General features: G+C 70.7%; 12 protein-coding genes and 2 pseudogenes. 4 read left to right on the top strand and 10 right to left on the bottom strand.

The window, feature by feature from the left end:
* The first annotated feature begins 141 nt into the window (after positions 1-141).
* From HZZ00_RS17300 to HZZ00_RS17285, 4 genes are all read left to right on the top strand, one after another.
* Positions 142-309, top strand: coding sequence for a hypothetical protein (locus HZZ00_RS17300; protein ID WP_180333028.1), 168 nt, complete (start codon positions 142-144; stop codon positions 307-309).
* A gap of 216 nt (positions 310-525) precedes the next feature.
* Complete coding sequence (locus HZZ00_RS17295; protein ID WP_180333027.1) at positions 526-1,788, top strand: sugar ABC transporter substrate-binding protein; 1,263 nt, start codon at positions 526-528, stop codon at positions 1,786-1,788.
* Positions 1,789-1,798: 10 nt separating this feature from the next.
* Complete coding sequence (locus tag HZZ00_RS17290) at positions 1,799-2,746, top strand: carbohydrate ABC transporter permease (RefSeq protein WP_180333026.1); 948 nt, start codon at positions 1,799-1,801, stop codon at positions 2,744-2,746.
* A gap of 5 nt (positions 2,747-2,751) precedes the next feature.
* Entirely contained in the window at positions 2,752-3,594 is an 843-nt protein-coding gene (locus HZZ00_RS17285) for a carbohydrate ABC transporter permease (RefSeq protein WP_180333025.1), read from the top strand.
* 167 nt (positions 3,595-3,761) lie between these two features.
* Here the strand turns inward: HZZ00_RS17285 and HZZ00_RS17280 are convergent, their stop codons facing one another.
* The 10 genes and pseudogenes from HZZ00_RS17280 to HZZ00_RS17235 all read right to left on the bottom strand — a co-directional run bounded on the left by HZZ00_RS17280 (position 3,762) and on the right by HZZ00_RS17235 (position 20,892).
* Entirely contained in the window at positions 3,762-4,817 is a 1,056-nt protein-coding gene (locus HZZ00_RS17280) for a LacI family DNA-binding transcriptional regulator (protein WP_265537084.1), read from the bottom strand.
* 25 nt (positions 4,818-4,842) lie between these two features.
* Positions 4,843-6,507, bottom strand: a complete 1,665-nt coding sequence (locus HZZ00_RS17275) for a glycoside hydrolase family 13 protein (RefSeq protein WP_180333023.1) — start codon at positions 6,505-6,507, stop codon at positions 4,843-4,845.
* Positions 6,508-6,584: 77 nt separating this feature from the next.
* The gene (locus tag HZZ00_RS17270) at positions 6,585-7,502 is read right to left on the bottom strand and encodes a sugar ABC transporter permease (RefSeq protein ID WP_180333022.1); all 918 of its coding nucleotides are present in this window, start codon (positions 7,500-7,502) and stop codon (positions 6,585-6,587) included.
* 12 nt (positions 7,503-7,514) lie between these two features.
* Positions 7,515-8,519 (bottom strand): carbohydrate ABC transporter permease, encoded by a 1,005-nt coding sequence (locus HZZ00_RS17265; RefSeq protein ID WP_219014034.1) that lies wholly within the window; start codon positions 8,517-8,519, stop codon positions 7,515-7,517.
* Positions 8,520-8,648: 129 nt separating this feature from the next.
* Complete coding sequence (locus tag HZZ00_RS17260) at positions 8,649-9,938, bottom strand: extracellular solute-binding protein (RefSeq protein WP_180333020.1); 1,290 nt, start codon at positions 9,936-9,938, stop codon at positions 8,649-8,651.
* Positions 9,939-10,357: 419 nt separating this feature from the next.
* Positions 10,358-13,432, bottom strand: a pseudogene (locus HZZ00_RS17255) (alpha-amylase family glycosyl hydrolase); the annotation flags it as partial.
* A gap of 104 nt (positions 13,433-13,536) precedes the next feature.
* Positions 13,537-16,629, bottom strand: a pseudogene (locus HZZ00_RS17250) (alpha-amylase family glycosyl hydrolase); the annotation flags it as partial.
* Positions 16,630-16,791: 162 nt separating this feature from the next.
* Positions 16,792-18,495 carry a carbohydrate-binding module family 20 domain-containing protein gene (locus HZZ00_RS17245; protein ID WP_180333019.1) on the bottom strand — a complete coding sequence of 568 codons (1,704 nt, stop codon included), beginning with the start codon at positions 18,493-18,495 and terminating at the stop codon, positions 16,792-16,794.
* Positions 18,496-18,850: 355 nt separating this feature from the next.
* Positions 18,851-19,828, bottom strand: a complete 978-nt coding sequence (rfbB, locus tag HZZ00_RS17240) for a dTDP-glucose 4,6-dehydratase (RefSeq protein ID WP_180333018.1) — start codon at positions 19,826-19,828, stop codon at positions 18,851-18,853.
* Complete coding sequence (locus tag HZZ00_RS17235) at positions 19,825-20,892, bottom strand: glucose-1-phosphate thymidylyltransferase (RefSeq protein ID WP_180333017.1); 1,068 nt, start codon at positions 20,890-20,892, stop codon at positions 19,825-19,827. The genes rfbB and HZZ00_RS17235 overlap by 4 nt, the downstream gene beginning before the upstream one ends.
* Positions 20,893-20,932: the final 40 nt, after the last annotated feature.

The following is a 20,932-nucleotide window of genomic DNA, read 5'->3' as shown; positions in this document are numbered from 1 at the left end:
GACACCTTGCTGCACGGCGAGCCGCGAAGCAAGAGGCGACCGCAGAGGTCTAGCGCGCGGGCGACCTGGTGGCGTATTAGTCATCCCACCAAACAAACCGTCCGGCAACATCTCCGGACTGCGCGAAAGCAAGAGCCGCACATGTCGAATTTGTCGAAGCGCTTCAACACCATCCTGGAGGACAGGCCCTCATACGGCCTGTCGAGCGTCGGCCGGCAGGCCGTGGACGGCGTGCGGGCGCTGTTCGGGGACGCTTCCGCCGTCGAGGCACTCCCCCGTCGACGCCGCCACGCGCGGGACCACCTCTGAGCACCTCGACCGGTTCGCCGCGGACCGTCTCCTCGGCGACTGTCCGCACCGACCGTTCCGTGTTCCGCGCCACCGCGCCGGGCACGGAGCGACCCACCCCCACGGACGCGCGTCCGCCGGAACCGCGTCCAGGGCCTCTGGCCCGCCTGCGCTCCGCCGCCCCGAAAGGCACGGCGTGCACCGGATCCGGCGCCCCTCCCACCCAAGGGCAACATCGTGACAGCACACCCACCGAACGGACCGTGGCCCCGTCGCCGACGGGTCCGCCGACCCGTCCTCGTCGCGCTCACCGTCGTCTCGGCGGTCGTGGCCGGCGCCGCGCTGGCCGGCTGTGGCCAGTCCCGCGACCCCGGCGTGTACACCGTCCTGAACTCGTCGACGGACGACTCGTACCACAGCTGGGACGCGGCGGCCCTCGAACGCTGCGGCAAGCGGCTCGGCGTCACCGTCCGGCAGCAGTCCGTCCCGGCCGACCAGGTCATGACCAAGTCGCTGCGGATGGCGTCCTCCAAGTCGCTGCCGGACATCATCCAGTTCGACGGCTCCGAGATGCCAGCCTTCGCGGAGACCGGCGGTCTGATGGACCTGAGGAAACTGGGCGTCGACACCACCGACGTGCCGCAGGGCATCGTCGGCTACGGCTCCTACAAGGGCACGTACTACGGCGCGGCACGCACGGTGAACACGCTCGCGCTCTTCTACAACAAGGACGTCCTCGAAAAGGCCGGTGCCAGGGTGCCGACCACGTGGGACGAGATGCGCGAGACGGCCAGGAAACTCACCCGGGGCCACCGGTACGGCATCGCCCTGAGCGCGGGCGGGGCGGAGGACGGCGTCTACCAGTTCACGCCGTTCATGTGGTCCAACGGCGGTGACGAGACCCGCCTCGACGGCCCGCGGGTCGTCCAGGCGCTCGACTACTGGAAGTCGCTGCTGTCCGACGGCTCGCTGTCGAAGTCGACGATCAACTGGACCCAGGCCGACGTCAACGACCAGTTCATGGCCGGGAACGCCGCCATGATGATCAATGGTCCATGGCAGGTCGAGACCCTCAACACCAAGAAGAACCTGCACTGGGGCATCGCGCGGATTCCCGTCCCCCGGGCCGGGGACGACTCCGTCGGCCCGCTGGGCGGCGGTGAGCTGACCATCCCGGACATCGGTGACACCGCGCGCGAGAAGACATCCGCGAAGATCGTCAACTGCCTGACGAGCGAGCAGGAGGAGGTGACCTACGCGCTCAACAGCTGGATGATCCCGGCCAACCGGAAGGCCGCCGCCGTCTGGCGCAAGAAGGTCCCCTCGCTCAGCTCGCTGGCGGACCAGGCCGCGGTGGCGCGCTCGCGCACCGCCAAGGCCGGCTCCGGCTGGACCACGATCTCCCTCGCCCTGCAGAGCGCGTTCCAGTCGGCGCTCACCGGCCAGTCCTCCGCGGCGGCACTGAAGCACGCGCAGGCGCGCGTCGAGAGCGGGAAGTGAGGCAACCACCGTGTCCACCACCACCGTCGCGGGCCCCGCGGCCCTCGGCAGCACCGCCGAAGCCGCCCCCGACCCGGACCGCGCCCGCCGGCGGCGCACACTCGCGCAGTGGGGCTTCGTGGCCCCCGCCGTGCTGTTCATGCTGCTGTTCTTCGGCTACCCGCTCGTCCGCAACATCGTGATGAGCTTCCAGCACTACACGCCCTCGACCTTCTTCACCGGCAAGGCCCCCTTCAACGGCCTGGACAACTGGCGCACCGTCTTCGGCGACGACCTGTTCGGCAAGGCCCTGTGGCAGACGATCGTCTTCACGATCGGCTCGCTGGTCGGGCAGTTCTGCATCGGCCTGGGCCTGGCGGTGTTCTTCAACCGCAGATTCCCGCTGGGCGGTGTGCTGCGCGCGCTGATGCTGCTGCCCTGGCTGGTGCCCATGGTCGTCTCGGGCATCGTCTGGCGGCGCATCCTGGACCAGGACACCGGTGTGCTGAACTCCTTCCTCGGGCTGTTCGGCATCGGTCACACGCCCTGGCTGACCAGTACCCACATGGCGCTGCTCGCCGTGATCCTGGTGAACATCTGGATCGGCATCCCGTTCAACACGGTGATCCTCTACGGCGGCCTCCAGGAACTTCCGCGTGAGGTCCACGAGGCCGCCGCGCTCGACGGAGCCTCGGCCTGGCGCACCTTCCGCTCGGTCACGCTGCCGCTGCTGAAGCCCGTCATCACCGTCGTGCTCGTGCTGGGCTTCATGTCCACCGTCAAGATCCTCGACCTGGTGCTGGCGCTCACCGACGGCGGTCCCGCCGACTCCACACAGACCCTGGGCACGCTGACCTACCAGGCCTCCTTCGTCCAACTGGACTTCGGGGCCGGCGCCGTGGTCGGCAACGTCCTGGTCCTGATCTCCGCCGTGTTCGCGGTGTTCTACCTGCGGGCCAACCGCAACGAAGGGAAGTGACGGGCATGGCGACCACCCCTCACGCCACCGGGGCCGCCGGCAGGCCGAAGCGCCGCTGGGGCACGACGGCCGTCGGCCTCCTCATCCTGTGCGTGATGCTGTTCCCGCTGTACTGGATGGTCAACACCGCGCTGCAACCCGATTCCGGGCTGCTGGAGGTGGACGCGGTTCCGCACGGCCTGGACCTGTCCGGCTTCTCCTCGGCGCTGACCGAGCAGGGCGGCCATCTGCTGACCTCGCTCGTCGTCGCGCTCGGCGCCGTCGTGATCTGTCTGGCGTTCTCCGCGCCCGCCGCCTACGGCCTCGCGCAGTTCAGGCTGCGCGGCGCGCGGACTGTGGTGTTCGGCACCCTGATCACACAGATGGTGCCGGGCATCGTCATCGCCAACGCGCTGTACAGCACGTACGTGGACCTCGGCCTGGTCAACTCCTACTTCGGTCTGATGCTGGCCGACGCCTCTCTGGGCATCCCCTTCGCGATCGTGCTGATGCGGTCCTTCATGGTGGCCATCCCGCGCGAGGTCATCGAGGCGGCCGAGGTGGACGGAGCCGGCCGGATGCGCACCTTCGTCCGGGTCGTGCTGCCGATGAGCCGCAACTCGCTGATCACCGCAGGGCTGTTCTCGTTCCTGTACGCGTGGAGCGACTTCATGTTCGCGCTCACCCTCAACACCACCGACCACGTCAAACCGGTCACCCTCGGCATCTACCAGTACATCGGCGCGCACGTCGGCGACTGGGGCTCGGTCATGGCCGCCTCCGTCCTCGCCGCGATCCCCGCGGCGGTCCTGCTCGTCCTCGCCCAGAAGTACATCGCCGCCGGCATCACCGGTGGTTCCGTCAAGTGACGACGACGCCCGCCGTCCCGCACCGGCTCGCGCCGGCCGTCGGGGCCGCAGGGCCGGGTGCGGGGAGCGGCCGCCCGAGTGGCCGATGCCGCGCCGGCCTGCCGCGGCCTGCGCCAGGGCGGACGCGCCCCTGCCGAGGGCATGGGACCGGCCGAGCGGCACCTGGCTCATGTCCCGGTGGGGGGCTCGGCCGGTGCGGGGCGCCGCCGGGGAACCGAGGCCGTGGAGCCGCGCACCACCAGCTCCGGCATGAACACGAACTCGCTGTGCGGCGCCGGTGTCCCGCTGATCTCCTCCAGCAGCGTGCGCACCGCGGCCTGGCCCATCGCGGGCACCGGCTTGCGGATGGTGGTCAGCGGCGGATCGGTGAAGGCGACCAGGGTCGAGTCGTCGAATCCGACGACGGAGAAGTCCCGGGGAACGCGCAGGCCGTGTTGCCGGGCCGCCCGGACCGCCCCCAGCGCCATCATGTCGCTGGCGCAGACCACCGCCGTGCAACCGCGTCCGAGCAGAGCCGTGGCGGCGGCCTGGCCCCCTTCCAGGCTGTACAGGGAGTGCTGGATCAGCTCCGACCGCACGGCGCCCGTCGGCATGCCCAGCTGCTCCTGCATCGCCCGTACGAAGCCCTCGATCTTGCGCTGCACGGGGACGAACCGCTGCGGTCCCACGGCGAGGCCGACGCGGGTGTGGCCCAGCGAGACCAGGTGGGCCACCGCCAGGGTCATCGCCGCCCGGTCGTCGGGCGAGATGAACGGGGCCTGCACCTTCGGCGAGAAGCCGTCCACGAGGACGAACGGCACGCCCTCGGTTCGCAGGCGCCCGTAGCGCTCCATGTCGGCGGTGGTGTCCGCGTGCAGCCCGGAGACGTAGATGATGCCCGCCACCGCCCGGTCGACCAGCATCTCCGTCAGCTCGTCCTCGGTGGACCCGCCAGGAGTCTGGGTGGCCAGGACCGGCGTGTAGCCCTGCCGGGTCAGCGCCTGCCCGATGACCTGGGCGAGCGCCGGGAAGATGGGGTTCTCCAGTTCCGGGGTGATGAGGCCGACCAGGCCCTCGCTGCGCTGCCGCAGCCGTAACGGGCGTTCGTATCCGAGGACGTCCAGGGCGGCCAGGACGGATTGCCGGGTGCCGGCGGCGACACTGGGCTTTCCGTTGAGCACGCGGCTGACCGTCGCCTCGCTCACCCCCGCCTGCACGGCGATGTCGGCGAGCCGGATGGTCACGGGAACGGACTGTACCGGCCGCATGTCAGAGGGACCACCAGACGGCGCAGTCGACGGGCAGGACGGTCGTCGGTGTGCCGGACTCCACGTCGGCCGACGCGAGCAGCAGCGTGCCCGGGGTGGGCAGCGCGACGGGCGACCCGGTCAGGTTGACCGTGCAGACGAACGAGCCGCTCCCGCTGTCGCGGCGGAAGGCGAGCACCCCCTCCGGGGCGTCCAGCCAGGCGATCCGCCGGCCCGCGCCCAGGGCCGGGTGCTCCCGGCGGACGGCGAGGGCCCTGCGGTAGAACTCCAGGGTGGAGGTGCCGTCGCCCTGCTGGGCCTCCACGGTCAGGCGGCCCCAGTCCGCCGGTTGCGGCAGCCAGCTGGGCCCGTGCTCGGCGGGGCCGAAGCCGAACGGGGGCGCCTGTCCGGACCACGGCAGGGGCACCCGGCAGCCGTCGCGGGTGCCGTCCTGGCCGGAGCTGCGGAAGAAGGCGGGGTCCTGGCGGACCTCGTCGGGCAGGTCGACGACCTCGGGCAGACCGAGTTCCTCGCCCTGGTAGACGTAGGCGGAGCCGGGGAGCGCGAGCATCAGCAGGGTGGCGGCGCGCGCCCTGCGCAGCCCCCGCGCCGCGTCGCCGTCCGCCAGACGCGTGCTGTGGCGTACCACGTCGTGGTTGGACAGCACCCAGGTCGCCGGCGCGTGCACCGCGTTCATGGCGCCCAGCGAGCGGTCGATGACCTCGCGCAGCTCGGCCGCGTTCCAGCCGGTGCCGAGGTAGTCGAAGTTGAACGCCTGGTGCAGTTCGTCCGGGCGCAGGTACAGGGCGCTGCGCTCCACGGTCGGTGTCCACGCCTCGGCGACGGCGATGCGCTCGCCCGGGTACTCGTCGAGGACGCGCCGCCAGCTGCGGTAGATCTCGTGGACGCCGTCCTGGTCGAAGTACGGCACGGCCTGTGTCCCGAGCAGCTTGACCTGTCCGTCGTGGCCGACGTCCGGCAGCCCGGCCGCCTTGACCAGGCCGTGGGCGACGTCGACGCGGAAGCCGTCGATGCCCATGTCGAGCCAGAAGCGCAGGATGGAGCGGAACTCGTCCTGGACGGCCGGATGGTCCCAGTTGAAGTCGGGCTGTTCGGGGGCGAACAGGTGCAGGTACCACTCGCCGGGGGAACCGTCCGGTTCGGTGACCCGGGTCCAGGCGGGTCCACCGAAGATGGACTCCCAGTCGTTGGGCGGCAGTTCGCCGTCGGCGCCCTTGCCGGGACGGAAGTGGAAGCGCCCGCGCAGCGGGGAGCCGGGGCCCTCGCGCAGCGCCTGCCGGAACCACTCGTGCTGGTTCGAGCAGTGGTTGGGCACGAGGTCGACGATGATCCTGAGGCCCAGCGCGTGGGCGTCGCGGATCAGGTCGTCGGCGTCGGTGAGCGTGCCGAACATCGGGTCCACGGCCCGGTAGTCGGCGACGTCGTAACCCCCGTCGGCCTGCGGGGAGGCGTAGAACGGTGACAGCCACACCGCGTCGACGCCGAGTTCCTTCAGGTAGGGCAGGCGCGCGCGGATGCCGGGCAGGTCGCCGATGCCGTCGCCGTTGCTGTCGGCGAAACTGCGCGGGTACACCTGGTAGATGACCGCGTCGCGCCACCACTCCGGGCGCCCGGAGGCGTCGGCGGGGGTTCGGGTGGCGACTGTGTCGGTGACGTGCTGAGTCATGGATTCCCTTGAGGAGTGCGGGGGGCGGGTCGCTTTCCCGGTGGGCGAGGTGAGGGCTCCGGGGGGTGTGGCGCCGGTCACGACTTGGTGCCGCCGGCGGTCAGTCCGGAGACGAGACTGCGCTGCACGAGCATGAACACGAGGGCGGCCGGGATGGTGATGATGATCGCGGTGGCCGAGGTCCACGCCCAGTCGGGCCGCTGGTCCTGGGCGAAGGTGCGGATGCCGACGGCGAGTGTGTAGTGGTCGGACTGCATGAACTGCGTCGCGTAGGCGACCTCGCCCCAGGCGGTGAGGAAGCTGTAGAAGGCGGTGACCGCGAGGCCCGGCCTGGCCAGCGGCACGATCAGCCGCCAGAAGGTGCCGAAGGGGGTGAGGCCGTCCACCCGGCCGGCCTCGTCGATCTCCTTGGGGATGGTGTCGAAGTAGCCCTTCATCATCCAGGCGCAGAACGGCACCGCCGTGGTCGCGTAGGCGAGGATCAGCCCGAGGTAGTTGTCGAGCAGGTGCAGTTCGGACATGAGCAGGTACAGCGGCACGATCAGCACGATGCTCGGGAACATCTGGGTGACCAGGAACGTCCACATCAGCTGCCGGCTGCCCGGGAAGGTCATCCGGGAGACGGCGTAGCCCGCGGTCGCCGCGAGGAAGACGCCGAGCGCCGTGGTGCCGGCGGCCACGATGACGGTGTTCAGGAACCACGTGAGCAGGTCCGAGTGGGCCAGCACGTCGCCGTAGTTGTGGAGGCTGAGGTGCTTGAACACGTCGCCCGGCTGCTGCCAGGCGTTCTTGGGGCCCAGCGAGATGAACAGGACCCACACGACGGGGAAGGCCGCGATCAGGGTGGCGGTGGCCATCGTGACGTGCAGGGCCACGGAGGCCCAGGGGCCGCGCTCCTGACGGCCGCGCACCTTGCGGGGCAGGGCGGCGGCCGGGGCGGGGCGGCGGGGGGTGCCGCTGGGCGCGGCGGTGGTCTGATGCGTTGCTGCGGTCATGGCAGGGGCTCCTTACGCCTGCTCGGACTTCAGGGTGCTGCGGCGGTAGAAGGTCGAGAAGGCCAGCAGGAGGGCGAGGATGAGGATGCCGTAGGTGGCTGCTCCCGCGTAGTCCGAGATCCCGTTGAACGCCTTGTGGAAGGCGAAGGTGACGAGGATGTCGGTGTCGCCGGTCGTGTTGTTGCCCAGCAGCAGGTAGATGACGTTGAACATGTTGAACGTCCAGATGCAGCCCAGCAGGATCACGGTGTTCGACACCGGTCGCAGTCCGGGGAGGGTGACGTTGAGGAAGCGTTGGAAGGGCGACGCGCCGTCCATCTCGGCCGCCTCGTAGAGCTCCTTGGGGATGGACTGCAGCCCGCCGAGCAGGGCGACCATGTTGAAGGGGATGCCGATCCAGACGTTCACCATGATGACGGCGATCTTCTGGGCCAGGGGGGAGCCGAGCCAGTTCTGCGCGGGCAGGCCGACCGCCTGGATGAGGTCGTTGAAGACGCCGTACTGGGAGTTGAGCATCAGGCGCCAGGCGAAGACGCCGATGAAGGAGGGCACGGCCCAGGGCAGGATCAGCATGGCGCGGTAGAAGCCGCGCAGGCGCATCTTGCGGTTGAGGAGGACCGCGAGGCCCATCCCTATGCCGACCTGGAAGACGACGCAGGAGACCGTCCACACGACCGTCCACCACAGCCGCGGGTAGAAGTCCCCGTCCGCGCCCGACAGGACGTGCGTGTAGTTGTGCAGGCCGACGAAGTGGTAGGTCGCCGGGCGGTGGAAGGCGCCGATGGTCGTGGCGACGTTCGACTCGTTGGCGTTGGTCAGCGACTGGTAGAAGCCGTATCCCAGCGGATACAGGACCAGCAGGGTGATGACGATGGCGACCGGGGCCACCATGGCCCACGCGTACCAGTACTTGTCCCACGCACGCCGGAGTGCCGTGCCACGTGTGCGGCGTGGTTGCTCGTGGCCAGGTGCCGTCTCTTCGGTCTTTCCGGTGCTCGTTGCGGTCGTCATACTCATCGGCTCTTTCGCTGACGAAGTCGGGTGGTTCCGCAGCCCCGGGGATGCCCCGGTCGGGGCGGCAGCGGGGAAATCGGTCCCCGGGGCTGCGTGTCCTTCGGTTGCCGCCGGGCCGGCGCGCGCCGTGGCTCAGCCGACGGAGTAGCCGGGCAGGAGCTGCTGGAACTGCTTGGCGGTGGCGTCCAGGCCGTTCTTGACCGACTCGTCGCCCTGGAGGATCTTCACGTAGTTCTGCGCGAGGGGGGTGAAGAGCGATCCGACCTGCGGGAGGGCCACACGGGCCCGCGCCGTCTGCTCCAGGATCGGCTTGAATCCCGCGATCTTGGCGTCCGCGGTGACCTCCGCGGTGTACGCCGACTTGCGGGTCGGCAGGGTGCCGGTGCCCTTGGCGATCGCGATCTGGCTCTGCGTGGACGTCATGAACTGCGTGAACAGGTAGCTGGCCGGCAGGTTCGACGAGCCCTGGTAGACCGTGAGGTCGTGTCCGCCGGTCGGGGACTGCGCCTTGCCCCCCGCACCGGCCGGGACGGGCGCGAAGCCGAGGTTGTTCTTGTCGCCGCTGAACGCGGTGCCGGTGAAGTCGTCGCTCACCGACCACGGTCCCTGGACCAGCATGGCGACCTTGCCGTTCTTGAAGGCGGTCTGCATGTTCTGGTAGGCGTTGGCGAAGTCGACCTTCATCGACGCCTCGTCGTTGATCTTCTTCGCCGTGGTGAGCGCCTGGACGGCGGCCGCGTCGCTGATGGTGATCTTCTTGGCCGCGGGGTCGGCGAGGTCGGCGCCGTTGCTGTAGAGCAGCGGGAGCAGGAAGTAGGAGTCGGGGTTGAGGTAGGTGCCGTAGGCGCCCGTCTTCTGCTTGACGGTCTTGGCGTCGGCGATGAACTCGTCCCAGGTGGCCGGGGGTTCGGCGATGCCGGCCTTCTTCAGCAGCTTCTTGTTGTACAGCAGGCCCAGGGTGTCGGTGACCGACGGAACGCCGTAGGTCTTGCCCTTGTACCGGGTGGTGTTCATCGCCACGGAGCTGAAGTCACCGGTGTCCTTCAGTGCCGGGGTGCCGTCGAGCGGGGCGATGTAGCCCAGTTCGGCGTACTCGGCCATCAGCCCCACGTCGGTGCGGACGACGTCGGGTGCGCCCTTGCCGCTCTTGGCTGCCGACTTGAACTTCTGCTCGACGTCGGTGAACGGGACGTTCTGGTAGTTCACCTTGATCTTGGGGTACTTGGCCTCGAACTGCTTGATCAGGGCCTTGTACGTCGGGGCTTCGGTCGCCGCGTCCGAGGTGTCCCAGTAGGTGATCGTCCCGGCGATGTCCTTGGGGTCCTTCGGCTTGCTCGACGAATCGCCGCTCGAACCACCGCAGGCAGAGGCGGTGAGTGCGACCACGGTGACAACGGCGGCGATCGATACGCCACGTCGCATAGGAACTCCTTGAGGTGGAAGCCCGGATCACCCTTGAAGAGGGCCGGAGGTGCCGTCTGTCCCAACGGACGGCGTCCGGGCGCGAGTTGAAGATAACAAGACTGAAATATCTTGCGAAAGACACTGCAAGCAGTTTTCTCCACGATTCCACGAGTGTGATGTTCCCGTTACCCGCGTGTGCCGATGCCTGACGGTGGCGTCAACTGGCCTTTTGACCAGTCGACTTGACGGTCTGCGACCCGACGGTAAAGAGAAGGCCCTGCATCCCGGAGGTGCCGGGACGCAGGGCCGTTTCGCGGCAGTGGGGCAGACTCCCCGGCGTCATGAGCGCGCTGCGGGGCGGTGGCCGGCCCCCGTTCTGCAGATTCTTGCCGAGACTTGCGCGCGGGTTGCGGCAAGTCGGTTGCCGGTCAGGGCAGCTGTACCCCGGTGGCGGCGAGGAGGGCGCCGTTGTCCGCCCGTTGGGTGGCGATGAGCTGTGCGCTGCTCCGTGCGGCGGGGACGCGGTCGCGGTCGCGCGGGTCGACGGTGAACGCCGGGTGGTCCGCGAGTTCCGGATGGGCGGCCTTCTGGGCGTCCGTCAGCGCGGTGGGGACCAGGCGCAGCCAGTGGCCCTCATCGGACAGCGCCCCGTCGCGGACGGTGATGCCCCCGCGCGGGGCGTACACGAGCTGCTGGCTGGTGGCGTCGGTGGCCTTCACCTTCCACACGACGGTGTCCGCGTCGATCCACCGCGCGTGCGCCGTGCCCAGGTCCAGTTCGGGCGCGCCGCCCACCGTCGGCAGCAGGTAGTCCGTGTCACCGCCGATCAGCCAGACCTCCTTGCCGTACGTGCCGAAGACCAGGGACCGGTCGGCGGCGACGTCCTTCTCGTCCCCCTTGTGGACGATGTAGCTGAGCGACGTGGCGCCGTCGGCCAGCGGTACCTCGAAGGTCACGCCGAAGGAGTCCTTCTCCACCGGCTGGAGCGGGGCCGACCAGTCGGTGGGGTTCTTGGCGCCGGTCCAGGTGTGCAGGCCCCAGCCGTCGTAGTCGCCGTCGGTCCGGTGGTAGTGGATCACCGCCTTGGCGGGGTCGGGGGACGGGTACGTCCCCGGCGGCGCCGTGTCCGACTGGCCGTCGTCGCCCTGCCGGATCCAGACCTCTCCGGTCCTGTCCAGGTCGACGGTGCGCCGGGGGCCGTCGGCGGTGCCGTTCCGGGTGACCGTGTACGCCACCTTCTTCGCGCCGTCGTCCGGCTTGACCCAGGCGAACGCGCCGTAGGCGTCGCGCCCGGTGAACTCGGCGGAGCCACCGGGGGTCGCGAGGCTCCAGCCGGTGTAGTCGCCGTCGGCGCGCCGGTAGTGCACGACGGCGTAGTCGCGGTGCACGGCGCTCGGCGGTTGTGCCACCGGTGTCCGGCCCGCCGTGGTCGTGGCGAGTGCGCTCGCCGTGCGGCCCGCGAGATCGACCGCGACGGCCTTGTAGCGCAGCCGGGTGCCCTCCCGCACCGTGTCGGGCAGGTGCTGGGTGACGCGGTAGGGGGCGTGGTCGGCGCTGCCGAGGGTGTGCCACGGGCCCTTGCCGATCTGGGCCGCGAAGACGACGCGGTTCAGGCCGCCGCCGCTCACGTCCGCCACGACGTCGGCGTCCCCGCTCGCGCCCGGCGCGGGGGCCCGCAGCGTCAGGGCCGGCGAGGTGGTCGGAGCGGGGAGCCGCCGTGCCGCCTTCAGCACCATGGCGGAGAGCGCGGGGACGGTGACGGTCACCGTGGTGTCGGTCGCGCTGGTCACCGTGGCGGTGGTGCCGTACAGACCGCGGTAGGTCATCCCGGCGGAGCCGGTCGGGATCGTCACGGTCCTTGCCTCGGCGGCGTTGTTGCACGCGACCAGGTAGTCGCCGCGCCGGCGGGTGTCCGTGCGCGAGAACGCGTACACCGAGTCCTGGGCGAGGCGCTCGGTCTGGACGCCGTCGCGCAGCGCGGGGTTGTCCCGGGTGAGCCGGGACAGCGCGGCGATCGCGCGGTACAGCGGGTGGCGCGGGTCGTAGGCGTCGGAGGCCGCCGTGCGGTCGGTGCCGATCTCGTCGTCGGCGAGGTAGTCGGGGACCTTGGAGGCGAACATGGTCTGCCGGGCGTCCTTGTCGCCGCCGGCGCCGGTGAAGCCCTGCTCGTCACCGGAGTAGATCACCGGGTTGCCACGGGAGAGGAACAGCACCTCGTGGGCGAAGCGGTCCCGGCGCAGCAGTTCGGCGTCGTCGGCCTTCGGGTGGTCCTTGCGCAGGAACCCGCCGATGCGGCCCATGTCGTGGTTGCCGAGGAAGGTCACCTCCTCGTAGGCGTTGGCCTTGTCGGTGGTGTAGCGGTAGTCCTGCGCGAAGACGTCGGCGAGCCGGCCGGCCGCCGCGCCCTGGGAGGCGTACTGGCGGATCGCGTCCTGGAGCGGGAAGTCCAGCGTGGCGTCCAGGCGGCCCTGCCGTACGTAGGGCGAGGTGACGGCGGGGTCGGAGGACAGGGTCTCGCCGAAGACGAAGAAGTTCTTCCGCCCGCGTTTCGCGGCGTAGGCGTCGAGCGCGGTCGCCCACTGGGTCCAGAACGGCATGTCGACGTTGCGGACGGTGTCGACGCGGAACCCGTCGACGCGGAAGTCCCGGACCCACTTCTCGTAGATCCGCTCCATGCCGTGGACGACCTCGGGCCGTTCGGTCCACAGGTCGTCCAGGCCGGTGTGGTCGCCGTACTCGGTGCTCTCGCCGACGAAGGTGGAGTCACCGCGGTCGTGGTACATCGTCGGGTCGTTCAGCCACGCCGGGACCTTGGCGTTCCGCTCGGCCGGAGCGATCTGCGGGGTGTAGGGGAGGCCGCGGGCGTCGACCTTGTGCATGCCCTTGCTGTCGTCGAAGGGCCGTCCGTCGGTGTCGAGGTAGGGATAGGCGCCCTTGCTGCGGTAGCCGAAGGTCTTCTCCGCGTAGGTGATGGTGTCGGCGGTGTGGTTGGTGATGACGTCGAAGAAGACCTTCATGCCCTTCGCGTGGGCCTTGCGGATGAGTTCGGCGAGGTCGGCGTTGGTGCCGAAGTGCGGGTCGACGCGGGTGAAGTCGGTGATCCAGTAGCCGTGGTAGCCGGCGCTCTCGCCGTTGCCCTGCACGGGTTTGTTCTTGAAGATCGGGGCCAGCCAGATGGCGGTGGTGCCGAGGCCCTTGACGTAGTCGAGCTTCCTGATCAGTCCCTGGAGGTCGCCGCCCTGGTAGAAGCCCTTGTCCGTCGGGTCGTAGCCGGTGACCGTGCGGTCGCCGGTGAGGCCTCCTCGGTCGTTGGCGGTCGAGCCGTTGGCGAACCGGTCGGGCAGCAGGAAGTAGAACTGCTCGCGGGTCGTGTCGTGCCGGGCCGGCACCGCCGCCAGCGCGGCGTTCGACGGCGGGGCGGGGGGCCGGTCCGTCGCGTTCGCCGGCTGGGCGATGTGCAGGGCCGTGGCGAGCAGGGCGGCGGCCACGGCGACGCCGGCCGAGCGGGGCACGGCGGCCGGGCGTCTCGGACGGCGGCCGGTCTCGCCCCGGGTGGTGGGTGATGCGGTCACATGCGGCTCTTTCTCTTCGGTCGGTGTGCTGCGGGCTCGGTGGGGGCCGGGTGCACGGTGGTGGCGCCGAGCAGGGCGCCGTCCTCGCCGCGCTGGGTGGCGATCACCTGGCGGCTCGCGCGGGCCTCGGCGATCCGGCCGCGGTCGCGCGGGTCGACGGTGTAGGCCTGGAAACCGGCGAACTCCGGGTGGGCGGCCAGCTGTTCGTCCGTCAGCCGGGCCGGGACCAGGCGCAGCCACCGTCCCTCGTCCGACAGGGACCCGTGCCGGAGGGTGATGCCGCCGTCCGGCGCGTACACGAGCTGCTGGCCGGCGACTCCGGCGCCGGTGCCCCGCCAGACGACGGTGGTGTCGTCCAGCCAGGTCGCGGCGGAGGTGCCGAGGTCCAGGCCGAACGCGCCGCCGAGGGAAGGGGTGAGGTAGGCGGGGTCCCCGGCCACGCGCCACACCTCGTGGCCGTAGAGGGAGAAGTCGAGGGTCTCGTCCGCGGGGACGTCCTTGTCCTCCTTGCGGTGCAGGATGTAGCTGAGGGAATCGGCGCGGTCGGTGAGCGGCACCTCGAAGACCAGGCCGAAGGAGTCCCGGCCCACCGGCTGGACGGGGTCGTTCCACTCCGGCGGGTTCGCCGCCCCGGTCCAGGCGTGCAGCCCCCAGCCGTCGTAGTCGCCGTCGGGGCGGTGGTAGTGGATGATCGCCTTCGTCGGGTCCTGCGCCGGATAGGCGTCGGCGGGACGGGTGGTGGTCACGTTCGTGCTGCCCTGTTCGGTCCAGGCTTCCGGTGCCGCGGCGACGTCGAGGGTGCGCTCGGGGCCGTCGGCGCCGCCGTCCTTCTGCACGGTGAAGGAGATGTCGCCGGCCCCCGCCGGCGGGGTGAACCAGGCGAAGGCGCCGTAGGCGTCCCGGCCGTCGAAGTCGGCGGTGCGTCCGTCGGCCGTCCGCAGCCGCAGTCCCGTGTAGTCGCCGTCCGCGCGCCGGTAGTGGACGACCGCCCAGTGGCGCTGCGCCGTCGGCCGGGGCGCCACCGGTGCCTGGCCGGAGGTGCTCGCGGCGAGGTCGCTCGCGGTCCGGCCGGCGCTGTCGACGACGACCGCCTTGTAGCGCAGCGGGGTGCCCGCCGGGACCGAGGCGGCGATGTTCTGGGTGATCCGGTAGGGGGCGTGGTCGGCGGTGCCGAGGGTGCGCCAGGCGCCGTCGCCCGTCTGGGCGGCGAAGACGACCCGGTTGTGTCCGCCGCCGGTGACGTCGGCGGAGATCTCGACGGTGCCGGTGGCGCCCGCGTCGGGGGCGTGGAGCGTGAGGGCGGGCCGGGTGGCGGGCGGGGCGAGCGGGCGGGTCGCCCGGTACACGACCGTCGACAGGGCCGGGACGGTCACGGTGGCCCTGCCGTCGGCGTCGCTGCGCACTTCGCCCGTGGTGCCGTACAGCGCGCGGTACGGCGTGCCGGTCGAGCCGGTGGGCAGGGTGACGGTCCTGTCCTCGGTCGCGTTGTTGAACGCCACCAGGTAGTCGCGTCCTCGGCGGACGTCGGTGCGGGAGAAGGCGTAGACGGAACCCTCGGCGAGGCGCTCGGTCTGGACGCCGTCGCGCAGCGCGGGGTTGTCCCGGGTGAGCCGGGACAGCGCAGCGATCGCGCGGTACAGCGGGTGGTGCGGGTCGTAGGCGTCGGAGGCCGCCGTGCGATCGGTGCCGATCTCGTCGTCGGCGAGGTAGTCGGGGACCTTGGAGGCGAACATGGTCTGCCGGGCGTCCACGTCCCCGCCGGCGCCGGTGAAGCCCTGCTCGTCACCGGAGTAGATCACCGGATTGCCACGGGAGAGGAACAGCACCTCGTGGGCCAGGCGGTCGCGCCGCAGCAGGCCGGCGTCGCTCGTGCCGGGGTTGTCCTGGGCGACGAAGCCGCCGATGCGGCCCATGTCGTGGCTGCCGAGGAAGGTGACCTCGCTGTAGGCGTTGGTCTTGTCCGTGCTGTAGCGGTAGTCCTGCGCGAAGACGTGGGCGAGGTCGTCGGCGGGGCCGCCGCGTGAGGCGAAGTTGCGGGCCGCGGCCTGGAACGGGAAGTCGAGCGTCGCGTCGAGCCGGCCCTGGGTGACGTAGGGGGCGGTGACGGAGGCGTCGGCCGAGAATGCCTCGGCGAAGAGGAAGAAGTGCCGGCGTCCGTGCCGCGCCGCGTACCGGTCGAGGGCGGTGGCCCACTGGGTCCAGAACGGCATGTCGACGTTCTTCGCGGTGTCGACCCGGAAGCCGTCCACCCCGAAGTCGCGGACCCACTTCTCGTAGATCCGCTCCATGCCGTGGACGACCTCGGGCCGCTCGGTCCACAGGTCGTCCATGCCCATGAAGTCGCCGTACAGGGCGCTTTCGCCGGCGAAGGTGGAGTCGCCGCGGTTGTGGTACATGGCCGGGTCGTTCAGCCAGTCGGGCGCCTTGCGGTCCTGCGGGGCGGTGGAGACCCGCGGGGTGTAGGGGGCGCCCGCGGCGTCGGTCGGACGCATGCCGGCGCTGTCGTCGAAGGGGCGGCCCTCGGTGTCCAGGTACGGGTAGGCGCCCTTGCTGCGGTACCCGTACCGCTTCTCGGCGTAGTCGATGGTGTCGGCGGTGTGGTTGGTGATGACGTCGAAGAAGACCTTCATGCCCTTGGCGTGGGCCTTGTCGATCAGCTCCGACAGGTCGGCCTCGGTGCCGAAGTGGGGGTCCACCCGGGTGAAGTCGGTGACGGCGTACCCGTGGTAGTTGGCCGTCTCCTTGCCGTCGCGGACCGACACCGGCTTGTTCTCGAACACGGGCGCGAGCCAGATGGCGGTGGTGCCGAGGCCCTTGATGTAGTCGAGGTGGTCGATGACGCCCCGCAGGTCGCCGCCCTGGAAGAAGTTCTTGTCGGTGGGGTCGTATCCGGTGACCGTGCGGTCGCCGGTCAGCCCGCCCCGGTCGTCGGCCGGTGAGCCGTTGGCGAACCGGTCGGGCAGCAGCAGGTAGAACTGTTCCCTGCTCGCGGCCGGTCGGGCCGGCTCCTGGGCGAGCCGCCGGTCCGAGGGCGGTGCGGGTGGTCCCGCGGCCGCGGCCCGGGGTGCCGGCGGCAACAGGGCCGCGGCGAGCGCGACGGCCAGGACGGTGGGGCGGTGCCGGGTTCTGCCGACCACGTTGACGCATCTCCTCGGGATCTCGGGTGCGGGCAAGGACGGGGCTGCGCCGTGCGGCGGGGCACGCGACCGCCCGGCACCGGGATGCGGGCCGGGCGGTCCTGTCGGACGGCGGCCGCCGGTCTGTGGTCGGCGGCCGCGGTCACGGGGGCGGTACGGCGGTCAGCTGCGCCAGGTGTCGTTCAGCGCGACCTCGCCGCTGGAGGGAACGGTGGCCGTGCGGTTGGCCCCGCTCTCCCAGGTGACGTTGCCGGAGGCGTCCTTGCGGATGTACTTGTACGCGAACGACGTGCCCGCGGGCAGCGGTACGTCGAGCTTCCAGGTGGGGTAGGAAGCCGGGTCCAGCTTCAGGGCGTTGGCGGTGTTCCAGGCGCCGAGGGCGGGGATGTCGCCGACGACGTAGATGTTCTGGCCCCACTGTGTGGTGGCGTTGACGTTGAACGAGGCCCCGGTGGCCGGGGCCGGGCTGGCGGGGGGTGTGGTGGTGTCGCAGCTCTTCGCCCCCACGTACAGGGCGAGGGCCGAGTTGGCGCCCAGCGTCGCGGTGAACCGCCCGTTGGAGTCGACCGTGACGCTCTTGCCGCTCTGCACGTCGCAGTAGCCGCCGGCGGGCAGGGAGGTCTGGAAGGTGTGGCTGAGCGCGGAGCCCTCGTGGTTGATGACGACGTACGCCTTGTCGCCGCGGCCGAAGGCGATCGCGTTGTCGCCGTCGTCCCACCAGTTGGTCACCGCGGTACCGGCGGCCGTGTTGCGGAACTTGACCATGCTCGCGATCTCGCGCCAGGCGTGCTGGCACTTCCAGCCGTCGGTGTAACAGGCGTTCACCTGCCCATTGTTCGGGCCGCCGGCGTTGTTGTCGGTGAACTCGTAGCCGGAGTGCACGTCCGGCGAGCCGTAGGGCCAGGCCAGCATGAAGACGTGCGCCAGGGTGTAGGCGGCGCCGTCCTTGTAGGTGAGGGTGCCTCCGCTGCGCTCGGTGTCGTGGTTGGTGACGAAGACGGACGCCTTGTCGCTGGAGACATAGCCCCACGCCTCGCCGAAGTTGCTCAGCTCCGCGAGCTTCTCGCTGGTGAAGACCCGCTTGAGGTCGTAGGCGTAGTGGAACTCCTGGACGTCGCCGGTGTTGTAGTACTCCGGCGGCTGCACCGCCTCGCCGGCGGCCCCGATGGTCTCCTGCTTCCAGTAGACGTTCGGGTTGGTGAGCCGGGACTTGATGTTGGCGAGGTCGTCCTCGGCGATGTGCTTGGCCGCGTCGATGCGGAAGCCGTCGACGCCGAGGGAGAGCAGGTCGTTCAGGTAGCCCGCGATGGTCTTGCGGACGTACTCCTCCCCCGTGTCGAGGTCGGGCAGGCCGCCCATCTCACAGTGCTGGACCTGCCAGCGGTTCGTGTAGTCGGTGATGGTCGTCGTGCAGTCGTCCATGTCGGCGGCGGAGTACGTGCCGGGATAGTCGTACTTGCTGAACGACGAGCCGGCGGTGCCCGTGCCGGAGGCGTTGGCCATGTGGTTGATCACGGTGTCGGCGACCACCTTCACGCCCGCCGCGTGACAGGTGTCCACCATGCTCTTGAAGGCCGAGCGGTCGCCCAGCTTGGTGCCGATCTTGTAGCTGACGGGCTGGTAGGCGGTCCACCAGGAGGTGCCCTGTATGTGCTCGTTGGGTGGGGAGACCTGGACGTACCCGTAACCGTCGGGGCCCAGTTCGTCGGTGCACGCCTTCGCGACGGAGGCGAAGTTCCACTCGAACATCACCGCGGTGACGTCCTTGCCGCCGGGCGCGCTCGCCTGCGCCGGCGTCGGTGCCGTGACGGCCGCAGCGGCTCCCGCCAAGAGGGCGAGTGCAGCGGCCACGGTCTTTCTGGCCATTGGTGTCTCCAGTTCGGAAGTGGGGTGATCCGGAGAACAGCCTCATTGACAACGCGCCGTGCCAGAGACAGCCGTTCGCTGATTCTTGCTGCAAGAATTTTCGGTCGAGACCGTACGGCTCCCCTTACCTTCGGTCAACCCCTCTCGTCGGAACAGGAGTTGTCCCAGCGAGAGGTGGGGAAGAACGTGTGAAAGCTCTTTCGCAAGCATTTCAGCGGTGTTACCTTCAACGAACTCCGGCCCGCGGCCGCGGGATGCGCCGGGCGCATCCCGACGCGCCCGGCCGTACGGGCCGGAGTGCCGCACGACCGGCCGCGGGACGTTGGGGCCACCCCTCTTCGCGTCCCGCCACCGCTCACGCCGCCACGAGCAGCGGCTCCCACCACGAGCGGTGACGCCGATACCAGTCCACCGTGCCCGCCAGCGCCTCCTCGAAGGCGACAGCGGGCCGGTACCCGAGTTCGGCGCTGATCTTGCCGTGGTCCACCGCGTAACGGCGGTCGTGGCCCTTGCGGTCCGTGACGTGCCTGACGCGTTCGGGGCCGGCGCCGCACAGACCGAGCAGGCGGTGCGCGAGGTCGAGGTTGGTCAGCGAGGTGCCGCCGCCGATGTTGTACGTCTCCCCCGGCCGTCCCGCCGTCCGCACCAGCTCCAGCGCCCGGACGTGGTCGTCCACGTGCAACCAGTCGCGCACCTGCCGCCCGTCGCCGTACACCGGCAGGTCACCGCCGGTCAGCAGGGTGACCACGAAGCGCGGGACGACCTTCTCCGGATGCTGGAAGGGACCGAAGTTGTTGGAACACCGGGTCACCCGCACGTCCAGGCCGTGGGTGCGGTGCTGGGCGAGCGCGAGGAGGTCGGCCGCGGCCTTCGAGGCGGCGTACGGCGAGCTGGGCCGGAGCCGGTCCTCCTCCCGCGCGGCGCCCTCGGGCACCGAGCCGTAGACCTCGTCGGTGGAGACCTGGACGAACGTGCGCACCCCGTACCGCAGGGCCGCGTCCAGCAGGGTCTGGGTGCCCAGCACATTGGTGCGGGTGAACGCCGAGCCGTCCTCGATGGAGCGGTCCACGTGCGACTCCGCCGCGAAGTGGACGATCTCGTCGTGCCCGGCCACCAGCCGTCCCACCGTCGCGGCGTCGCACACGTCGCCGCGTACGAAGGACAGCCGCGGATGGCCGCGGACGGGGTCCAGGCGGGCGAGGCTGCCCGCGTAGGTGAGCTTGTCCAGGACGGTGACCGTGGCGCCCGGGGGCCCCGACCGGCCGAGGAGCGCGCGGACGTAGGCGGAGCCGATGAAGCCGGCTCCGCCGGTGACGAGGATGCGGGACGTCATGAGATGAGATGCACCTTGCTGTGGTCTCCGATGACGAGACGGTGGGCGTGGGGAAGGCGGGGCGCCGGGGCGACGACCGCTTCGCGGCCGATCAGCGACCCCTCGATGCGGCAGGCGCCCTCCACGGACGCGCCCCGCAGAAGCACCGAGAACTCGATCGCGCTGTCCTCGATCCGGCAGTCCTCGGCGACCGCGGTGTACGGGCCGATGCTGGAGTTGCTGATGACGGCACCCGCTCCGACGACGACGGGGCCGACGATCCGCGACCCCCTGACCACGGCGCCCTCGGCCACCTGGACCCGGCCGACCAGGACGCTGTGCGGATCGACCTTGCCCTCGACGCGCCCCTCCATCCGGTCCAGGACGTGCCGGTTGGCCTCCAGCAGGTCGTCCACGCTGCCGGTGTCGCGCCACGGCCGGGTGGTGGTCTGCGCGCGGACGGCGAGGCCCTGGTCGACCATCCACTGCACCGCGTGGGTGATCTCCAGCTCGCCCCGCGCGGAGGGGCGGATGGCGCGCACCGCCTCGTGCACCGCGGAGGTGAAGGCGTAGACCCCGATCAGGGCGAGGTCGCTGCGGGGCCGGTCCGGTTTCTCCTCCAGGCCGCGCACCAGGCCTTCGGCGTCGACCTGCGCGACACCGAAGGCGGTGGGGTCGGGCACCGGGGTGACCAGCAACCGCGCGGCGTCCCGGCCCGCCCGCGCGCGCCGGACGAAATCGGCCACGCCGTCCTCCAGGTAGTTGTCCCCGAGGTACAGCAGGAAGTCGTCGTCGGCCAGGAAGTCGCGGGCGATCAGTACCGCGTGCGCGAGGCCCAGGGGCCGCGCCTGGTGCAGGTAGGTGACGCGCAGCCCGAAGGCGGACCCGTCCCCCACCGCCTGGCGGAGGTCTTCGGCGCGCGAGCCGACCACCACGCCCACCTCCTCGATGCCGGCGTCGGCTATCGCCTGGAGGGCGTAGTGCACCACCGGCCTGTTGGCGAGGGGCAGGAGCTGTTTGGCGCGGGTGTGGGTGAACGGCCGCAGTCTGCTGCCGGTGCCGCCCGCCAGAACGAGGGCTTTCACGCCGGCCACCGGCGTCGCGGAGGGGTTGGGGGCTGAGGTC

The organism is Streptomyces sp. NEAU-sy36 (assembly GCF_013423905.1).
In the GTDB taxonomy this organism is placed as follows: Bacteria; Actinomycetota; Actinomycetes; order Streptomycetales; family Streptomycetaceae; genus Streptomyces; species Streptomyces misionensis.
This window is presented reverse-complemented; position numbering and strand designations above follow the sequence as displayed.